The 7,979-nt window shown below is 50.2% G+C and carries 6 protein-coding genes and 1 pseudogene; all 7 read left to right on the top strand.

Annotated elements, in window-relative coordinates; all coding sequences use genetic code 11:
- Positions 1 to 198: 198 nt before the first annotated feature.
- The 7 genes and pseudogenes from E0D98_RS19485 (at position 199) to E0D98_RS19460 (ending at position 7,801) form a co-directional block, all read left to right on the top strand.
- Positions 199 to 1,821 carry a DUF4049 domain-containing protein gene (locus E0D98_RS19485; RefSeq protein WP_032236820.1) on the top strand — a complete coding sequence of 541 codons (1,623 nt, stop codon included), beginning with the start codon at positions 199 to 201 and terminating at the stop codon, positions 1,819 to 1,821.
- Between the two features lie 189 nt (positions 1,822 to 2,010).
- Positions 2,011 to 2,124 (top strand): protein YhiY, encoded by a 114-nt coding sequence (gene yhiY, locus E0D98_RS28020; RefSeq protein WP_001296785.1) that lies wholly within the window; start codon positions 2,011 to 2,013, stop codon positions 2,122 to 2,124.
- A gap of 62 nt (positions 2,125 to 2,186) precedes the next feature.
- Positions 2,187 to 3,254 (top strand): HlyD family efflux transporter periplasmic adaptor subunit, encoded by a 1,068-nt coding sequence (locus E0D98_RS19480; protein WP_000361491.1) that lies wholly within the window; start codon positions 2,187 to 2,189, stop codon positions 3,252 to 3,254.
- Positions 3,251 to 5,987, top strand: a pseudogene (rbbA, locus tag E0D98_RS19475) (ribosome-associated ATPase/putative transporter RbbA). Before E0D98_RS19480 ends, rbbA begins: the two are co-directional and overlap by 4 nt.
- Positions 5,987 to 7,111 carry an ABC transporter permease gene (locus tag E0D98_RS19470; RefSeq protein ID WP_001314210.1) on the top strand — a complete coding sequence of 375 codons (1,125 nt, stop codon included), beginning with the start codon at positions 5,987 to 5,989 and terminating at the stop codon, positions 7,109 to 7,111. Before rbbA ends, E0D98_RS19470 begins: the two are co-directional and overlap by 1 nt.
- A 103-nt stretch (positions 7,112 to 7,214) precedes the next feature.
- On the top strand, positions 7,215 to 7,445 hold the full coding sequence (locus tag E0D98_RS19465) for a type II toxin-antitoxin system HicA family toxin (RefSeq protein WP_042014162.1): 231 nt from the start codon (positions 7,215 to 7,217) through the stop codon (positions 7,443 to 7,445).
- Entirely contained in the window at positions 7,442 to 7,801 is a 360-nt protein-coding gene (locus tag E0D98_RS19460; protein WP_000593555.1) for a type II toxin-antitoxin system HicB family antitoxin, read from the top strand. The genes E0D98_RS19465 and E0D98_RS19460 overlap by 4 nt, the downstream gene beginning before the upstream one ends.
- Positions 7,802 to 7,979: the final 178 nt, after the last annotated feature.

Genomic DNA, 7,979 nt, shown 5'->3' with positions numbered 1-7,979 from the left:
GATTGTAGAGGCATGTTCTGATGACGCCTCTACAATCTTTAGGGACTTTCTCTGCTATGAGATAAGAAATTTCATATTATGCTTTAAGGCTGAATGATTTGTGCAAAATATAATTATTTTTCCATCGAACATGAGGTGTATGTCATAAGATTAAATGTTAACTATGCATTCCTCGCGGTGAATTATATGAGGTAAAAGATGAAAATTGGAACTGTGGCAGACACTAACGACAGTACAACGACAATCGCAACAAATGATATGGTGCAAGAGCATGTTACTAACTTCACTAAAGAACTGTTTGGGTATATTGCAAATGGTATAGGTGATGATATATCAAGTATTGCCAGGACAATGCTCGGTGAAGTTGTGGAAAAAATTGATGATTGGCAAATAGAACGTTTCCAACAATCTATTCGAGATGACAAAATATCATTTACCATACAAACGAATCATTCAGAAAAATATAGTATGCTATCGGACATGCGCGCTCATATTCTACGTAGGGATAATAATTATCAGTTTATTGTGACAATTAATAGTAAAAATTACGGCTGCTATCTTGATAATACCGATATTAATTGGTGCAGCATTGTTTATTTACTTAATAATATGACAGTAAATGATGATGCTAATGATGTTGCAGTTACTGAGTCGTACAAACCCGTCTGGGACTGGAAAATATCGCAATTCAATGTATCTGATATTAAATTCGAAACAATGATAAACCCCCAGTTCGCTGACAGAACCTATTTCTCCAATTGTTCACCTGTTGATCCCACAAGTACCAGACCAACCTATTTTGGCGATACCGATGGCTCAGTCGGTGCAGTTTTGTACGCGCTTTTTGCAACGGGACATTTGAGAATCATGGCTGAAGGAGAAAATTTCCTTAGCCAGTTGCTTAATATAGAAGATGAAGTTCTCAACGTATTGCTAAGGGAGAACTTTAATGAGCAACTTGACACTAATGTTAATACAATAATCAGTATTCTGAACAGAAGAGATATAGTTTTAGAAAGTCTTCAGCCTTATTTAGTTATTAATAAAGACGCTGTGACGCCATGTACGTTTCTTGGCGACCAAACCGGCGATCGATTTAGTAATATCTGTGGCGATCAATTTATCATCGATTTGTTAAAACGCATAATGAGTATCAATGAAAATGTTCATGTATTAGCTGGAAATCATGAAACGAATTGCAATGGTAACTATATGCAGAACTTCACGCGTATGAAACCACTTGATGAGGATACCTACGCTGGGATAAAAGATTATCCTGTATGTTTCTATGACCCCAAATACAAAATAATGGCAAATCATCATGGGATAACTTTTGATGAGCAGCGAAAACGTTACATTATAGGACCGATAACAGTCTCTATTGATGAAATGACCAATGCTCTCGATCCGGTCGAATTAGCGGCAATTATCAATAAAAAGCATCATGCTATAATTAATGGCAAAAAGTTTAAAACTAGCCGGGCTATCTCTTGTCGATCCTTTAATCGTTATTTTTCTGTTTCGACAGATTACAGACCTAAACTTGAAGCACTATTAGCATGTTCACAAATGTTAGGTATAAATCAAGTTGTTGCACATAACGGAAATGGTGGAAGAGAACGCATAGGCGAAACGGGGACAGTTTTAGGTCTTAACGCCCGTGACAGTAAACATGCTGGAAGAATGTTCAGCATGCATAATTGCCAAATTAACCCTGGTGCAGGGCCTGAGATAACCACTCCCTGGAAGTCTTACCAGCATGAAAAAAACAGAAATGGACTTATGCCTTTGATTAGAAGGCGCACAATGTTACAGCTCTGAACCATAGACAACATGAATATTAATGTTACTATCTGGTTGAGACTGTTGATAAAACGTAAAAAGGAATGCTCTGTTCCTGCAACTGAACAGGCGTGAAACGCTATCCAACAGGATGGATACCGTTTTGTCAGCCAGTTTTATAGATCACACTTATGAGTATGCGTGTTTCATTTACGGCCAGGAATGCTGATGATGACAACATTACTACCCGTTTTCACTAAGCCTTCCCCGTTGGCGCTCAATGCTCTGCGCGCTGGTCGTATTTGCCGTTTCCTTCTTATCCCGGATGGAAGAATCCGCTGAACGTCGTTCGGCGGCAGTTGTAACACGCGTCGTTTGCTTACAGGGATTATGGCGGGTCGATTATGGATAAGAGTAAGCGCCATCTGGCGTGGTGGGTTGTCGGGTTACTGGCGGTGGCGGCTATCGTGGCGTGGTGGCTGTTGCGCCCGGCAGGTGTGCCGGAAGGCTTTGCTGTCAGTAATGGGCGCATTGAAGCGACGGAAGTGGATATTGCCAGCAAAATTGCCGGGCGTATCGACACCATTCTGGTGAAAGAAGGCCAGTTTGTTCGCGAAGGTGAAGTGCTGGCGAAGATGGATACTCGCGTGTTGCAGGAACAGCGACTGGAAGCCATCGCGCAAATCAAAGAGGCACAAAGCGCCGTTGCTGCCGCGCAGGCTTTGCTGGAGCAACGACAAAGCGAAACTCGTGCCGCACAGTCGCTGGTTAATCAACGCCAGGCAGAACTGGACTCCGTAGCAAAACGTCATACGCGTTCCCGTTCACTGGCCCAACGAGGGGCTATTTCTGCGCAACAGCTGGATGACGATCGCGCCGCCGCTGAGAGCGCCCGAGCTGCGCTGGAATCGGCGAAAGCTCAGGTATCGGCTTCTAAAGCGGCTATAGAAGCGGCACGCACCAATATCATTCAGGCGCAAACCCGCGTCGAAGCGGCACAAGCCACTGAACGGCGCATTGCCGCAGATATCGATGACAGCGAACTGAAAGCCCCGCGTGACGGACGCGTGCAGTATCGGGTTGCCGAGCCAGGCGAAGTGCTGGCGGCAGGCGGTCGGGTGCTGAATATGGTCGATCTCAGCGACGTCTATATGACTTTCTTCCTGCCAACCGAACAGGCGGGCACGCTGAAACTGGGCGGTGAAGCCCGGCTGATCCTCGATGCCGCGCCAGATCTGCGTATTCCTGCAACCATCAGTTTTGTCGCCAGTGTCGCCCAGTTCACGCCAAAAACCGTCGAAACCAGCGATGAACGGCTGAAACTGATGTTCCGCGTCAAAGCGCGTATCCCACCGGAATTACTCCAGCAGCATCTGGAATATGTCAAAACCGGTTTGCCGGGCGTAGCGTGGGTGCGGGTGAATGAAGAACTTCCGTGGCCTGACGACCTCGTGGTGAGGTTGCCGCAATGACGCATCTGGAACTGGTTCCCGTCCCGCCTGTCGCGCAACTGGCGGGCGTGAGCCAGCATTATGGAAAAACCGTTGCGCTGAACAATATCACTCTCGATATTCCGGCCCGCTGTATGGTCGGGCTGATTGGCCCGGACGGCGTCGGGAAGTCGAGCTTGTTGTCGTTGATTTCCGGTGCCCGCGTCATTGAACAGGGCAATGTGATGGTGCTGGGCGGCGATATGCGCGACCCGAAGCATCGCCGCGACGTCTGCCCGCGCATCGCCTGGATGCCGCAGGGGCTGGGCAAAAACCTCTACCACACCTTGTCGGTGTATGAAAACGTCGATTTTTTTCGCTCGCCTGTTCGGTCACGACAAAGCGGAGCGGGAAGTGCGAATCAATGAGCTGCTGACCAGCACCGGGTTAGCACCGTTTCGCGATCGTCCGGCAGGGAAACTCTCCGGCGGGATGAAGCAAAAACTTGGGCTGTGCTGCGCGTTAATCCACGACCCGGAACTGTTGATCCTTGATGAGCCAACAACGGGGGTTGACCCGCTCTCCCGCTCCCAGTTCTGGGATCTGATCGACAGTATTCGCCAGCGGCAGAGCAATATGAGCGTGCTGGTCGCCACCGCCTATATGGAAGAGGCCGAACGCTTCGACTGGCTGGTAGCGATGAATGCCGGAGAAGTGCTGGCAACTGGCAGCGCCGAAGAGCTACGGCAGCAAACGCAAAGCGCTACGCTGGAAGAAGCATTTATAAATCTGTTACCGCAAGCGCAACGCCAGGCGCATCAGGCGGTAGTGATCCCACCGTATCAACCTGAAAACGCAGAGATTGCCATCGAAGCGCGCGATCTGACCATGCGTTTTGGTTCCTTCGTTGCCGTTGATCACGTTAATTTCCGCATTCCACGCGGGGAGATTTTTGGTTTTCTTGGTTCGAACGGCTGCGGTAAATCCACCACCATGAAAATGCTCACCGGACTGCTGCCCGCCAGCGAAGGTGAGGCGTGGCTGTTCGGGCAACCGGTTGATCCAAAAGATATCGATACCCGCCGTCGGGTGGGCTATATGTCGCAGGCGTTTTCGCTCTATAACGAACTCACCGTGCGGCAAAACCTTGAGTTACATGCCCGTTTGTTTCACATCCCGGAAGCGGAAATTCCCGCGCGAGTGGCTGAAATGAGCGAGCGTTTTAAGCTCAACGACGTTGAAGATGTTCTGCCGGAGTCATTGCCGCTCGGCATTCGCCAGCGGCTTTCGCTGGCGGTGGCGGTGATTCATCGCCCGGAGATGTTAATCCTCGATGAACCTACTTCTGGCGTCGATCCGGTGGCGAGGGATATGTTCTGGCAGTTGATGGTCGATCTCTCGCGCCAGGACAAAGTAACCATTTTTATCTCCACCCACTTTATGAACGAAGCGGAACGTTGCGACCGCATCTCACTGATGCACGCCGGAAAAGTGCTCGCCAGCGGTACACCGCAGGAACTGGTTGAGAAACGCGGAGCCGCCAGTCTGGAAGAGGCATTTATCGCCTATTTGCAGGAAGCGGCAGGACAGAGCAACGAAGCCGAAGCGCCGCCCGTGATACACGACACCACCCACGCGCCGCGTCAGGGATTTAGCCTGCGCCGTCTGTTTAGCTACAGCCGCCGCGAAGCACTGGAACTGCGACGCGATCCGGTACGTTCGACGCTGGCGCTGATGGGAACAGTGATCCTGATGCTGATAATGGGTTACGGCATCAGTATGGATGTGGAAAACCTGCGCTTTGCGGTGCTCGACCGCGACCAGACCGTCAGTAGCCAGGCGTGGACGCTCAATCTCTCCGGTTCCCGTTACTTTATCGAACAGCCGCCGCTCACCAGTTATGACGAGCTTGATCGTCGGATGCGTGCGGGCGATATAACGGTGGCAATTGAGATCCCTCCCAATTTCGGGCGCGATATCGCGCGTGGTACGCCTGTGGAACTCGGCGTCTGGATCGACGGAGCGATGCCGAGCCGTGCCGAAACGGTAAAAGGTTACGTGCAGGCAATGCACCAGAGCTGGCTACAGGATGTGGCGAGCCGACAATCCACACCCGCCAGCCAAAGCGGGCTGATGAATATTGAGACGCGCTATCGCTATAACCCGGACGTAAAAAGCCTGCCAGCGATTGTTCCGGCGGTGATCCCGCTTCTGCTGATGATGATCCCGTCAATGCTAAGCGCCCTTAGCGTGGTGCGGGAAAAAGAGCTTGGGTCGATTATCAACCTTTACGTGACCCCCACCACGCGTAGTGAATTTTTGCTTGGTAAACAGTTGCCATACATCGCGCTGGGGATGCTGAACTTTTTCCTGCTCTGCGGCCTGTCGGTGTTTGTGTTTGGCGTACCGCATAAAGGCAGTTTCCTGACGCTCACCCTGGCGGCGCTGCTGTATATCATCATTGCCACCGGAATGGGGCTGCTGATCTCCACCTTTATGAAAAGCCAGATTGCCGCCATTTTCGGAACGGCGATTATCACGTTGATCCCGGCGACACAGTTTTCCGGGATGATCGATCCGGTAGCTTCGCTGGAAGGGCCTGGACGTTGGATCGGCGAGGTTTACCCGACCAGTCATTTTCTGACTATCGCCCGCGGAACGTTCTCGAAAGCGCTGGATCTGACTGATTTTTGGCAACTTTTTATCCCGTTGCTGATAGCCATCCCGCTGGTGATGGGCTTAAGTATCCTGCTGCTGAAAAAACAGGAGGGATGATGCGCCATTTACGCAATATTTTTAATCTGGGTATCAAAGAGTTGCGCAGTCTGCTCGGTGATAAAGCGATGCTGACGCTGATTGTCTTCTCGTTTACGGTGTCGGTGTATTCGTCAGCGACCGTTACGCCAGGATCGTTGAACCTCGCGCCGATCGCCATTGCCGATATGGATCAATCGCAGTTATCGAACCGGATCGTTAACAGCTTCTATCGCCCGTGGTTTTTGCCACCGGAGATGATCACCGCCGATGAGATGGATGCCGGACTGGACGCCGGGCGTTATACCTTTGCGATAAATATTCCGCCTAATTTTCAGCGTGATGTCCTCGCCGGACGCCAGCCGGATATTCAGGTGAACGTCGATGCCACGCGCATGAGCCAGGCATTTACCGGCAATGGGTATATCCAGAATATTATCAACGGTGAAGTGAACAGCTTTGTCGCGCGCTACCGTGATAACAGCGAACCGTTGGTATCGCTGGAAACCCGGATGCGCTTTAACCCGAACCTTGATCCCGCGTGGTTTGGCGGGGTGATGGCAATCATCAACAACATTACCATGCTGGCGATTGTATTGACCGGATCGGCGCTGATCCGCGAGCGTGAACACGGCACGGTGGAACACTTGTTGGTGATGCCGATAACGCCGTTTGAGATCATGATGGCAAAGGTCTGGTCGATGGGGCTGGTGGTGCTGGTGGTGTCGGGATTATCACTGGTGCTGATGGTGAAAGGCGTGCTGGGTGTACCGATTGAAGGCTCGATCCCGCTGTTTATGCTGGGCGTGGCGCTCAGTCTGTTTGCCACCACGTCAATCGGCATTTTTATGGGGACGATAGCGCGTTCAATGCCGCAACTGGGGCTGCTGGTGATTCTGGTGCTGCTGCCGCTGCAAATGCTTTCCGGTGGATCCACGCCGCGCGAAAGTATGCCGCAGATGGTGCAGGACATTATGCTGACCATGCCGACGACACACTTTGTTAGCCTCGCGCAGGCCATTCTCTACCGGGGTGCCGGATTCGAAATCGTCTGGCCGCAGTTCCTGACGCTGATGGCAATTGGCGGCGCGTTTTTCACCATCGCGCTGCTGCGATTCAGGAAGACGATTGGGACAATGGCGTAAGGAAGGGAAACTTGACTTCATACTGTGATGTCATAAAGTGAAGTCATAAGGGAATGTCATGTAAACACAGGTACAGGCTTTACGAAAGAAACAAAAAAACACACTGGATCAGCTATTTAAATCACCTTTACCTCAAGGAATCAAATGGACTGATATAGAATCTCTGGTTAAAGCGTTAGGCGGAGAAATTAAGGAAGGTAGGGGGTCGCGCTGTAAGTTCATACTAAATATGAGCGTTGCGTGTTTCCATCGGCCTCATCCGTCGCCAGATACCGATAAAGGCGCTGTAGAAAGCGTGCGTGACTGGTTACTAAGTATAGGGGTAAAACCATGATCAAACTGAAGACGCCAAACTCTATGGAGATTGCCGGGCAACCTGCTGTTATCACTTACGTGCCAGAACTGAATGCATTTCGTGGCAAATTCCTGGGCTTGTCAGGTTATTGTGATTTTGTCTCTGACAGCATTCAGGGGCTGCAAAAAGAAGGGGAACTTTCCCTGCGAGAGTATCTTGAGGATTGTAAAGCTGCGGGTATTGAGCCGTATGCGCGTACAGAAAAGATTAAGACCTTTACGTTACGCTATCCAGAATCGCTGAGTGAACGCCTTAATAATGCGGCTGCGCAGCAACAAGTCTCTGTTAATACCTATATTATTGAAACACTGAATGAGCGTTTGAATCATTTATAAATTTTAGCGGCGTACATTACGCAGAATATCTGCCTTTACAGGATCTATCTATGCAACTGAACTTAATTTTATAAATTAAGTTCAGTTAATATCTTTTCTTTCCTCGTTTCAGAAATAACTCAATCTTCCTTCGGCAAGCACTGCAAATGCCCGTGCCGCACGCCGCGCTGGGCGATAA

This window comes from Escherichia sp. KCJ4928, assembly GCF_004352695.1.
GTDB lineage: Bacteria > Pseudomonadota > Gammaproteobacteria > Enterobacterales > Enterobacteriaceae > ECMA0423.
The sequence above is the reverse complement of the archived record's forward strand: the minus strand, read 5'-3'. Positions and strand labels throughout refer to the sequence as shown.

Bases quoted from the DNA above. Each gene is read 5' to 3' on its own strand.
- E0D98_RS19485 (WP_032236820.1), top strand. From the start codon at position 199: ATGAAAATTGGAACTGTGGCAGACACTAACGACAGTACAACGACAATC.
- yhiY (WP_001296785.1), top strand. From the start codon at position 2,011: ATGATGACAACATTACTACCCGTTTTCACTAAGCCTTCCCCGTTGGCG.
- E0D98_RS19480 (WP_000361491.1), top strand. From the start codon at position 2,187: ATGGATAAGAGTAAGCGCCATCTGGCGTGGTGGGTTGTCGGGTTACTG.
- E0D98_RS19470 (WP_001314210.1), top strand. From the start codon at position 5,987: ATGCGCCATTTACGCAATATTTTTAATCTGGGTATCAAAGAGTTGCGC.
- E0D98_RS19460 (WP_000593555.1), top strand. From the start codon at position 7,442: ATGATCAAACTGAAGACGCCAAACTCTATGGAGATTGCCGGGCAACCT.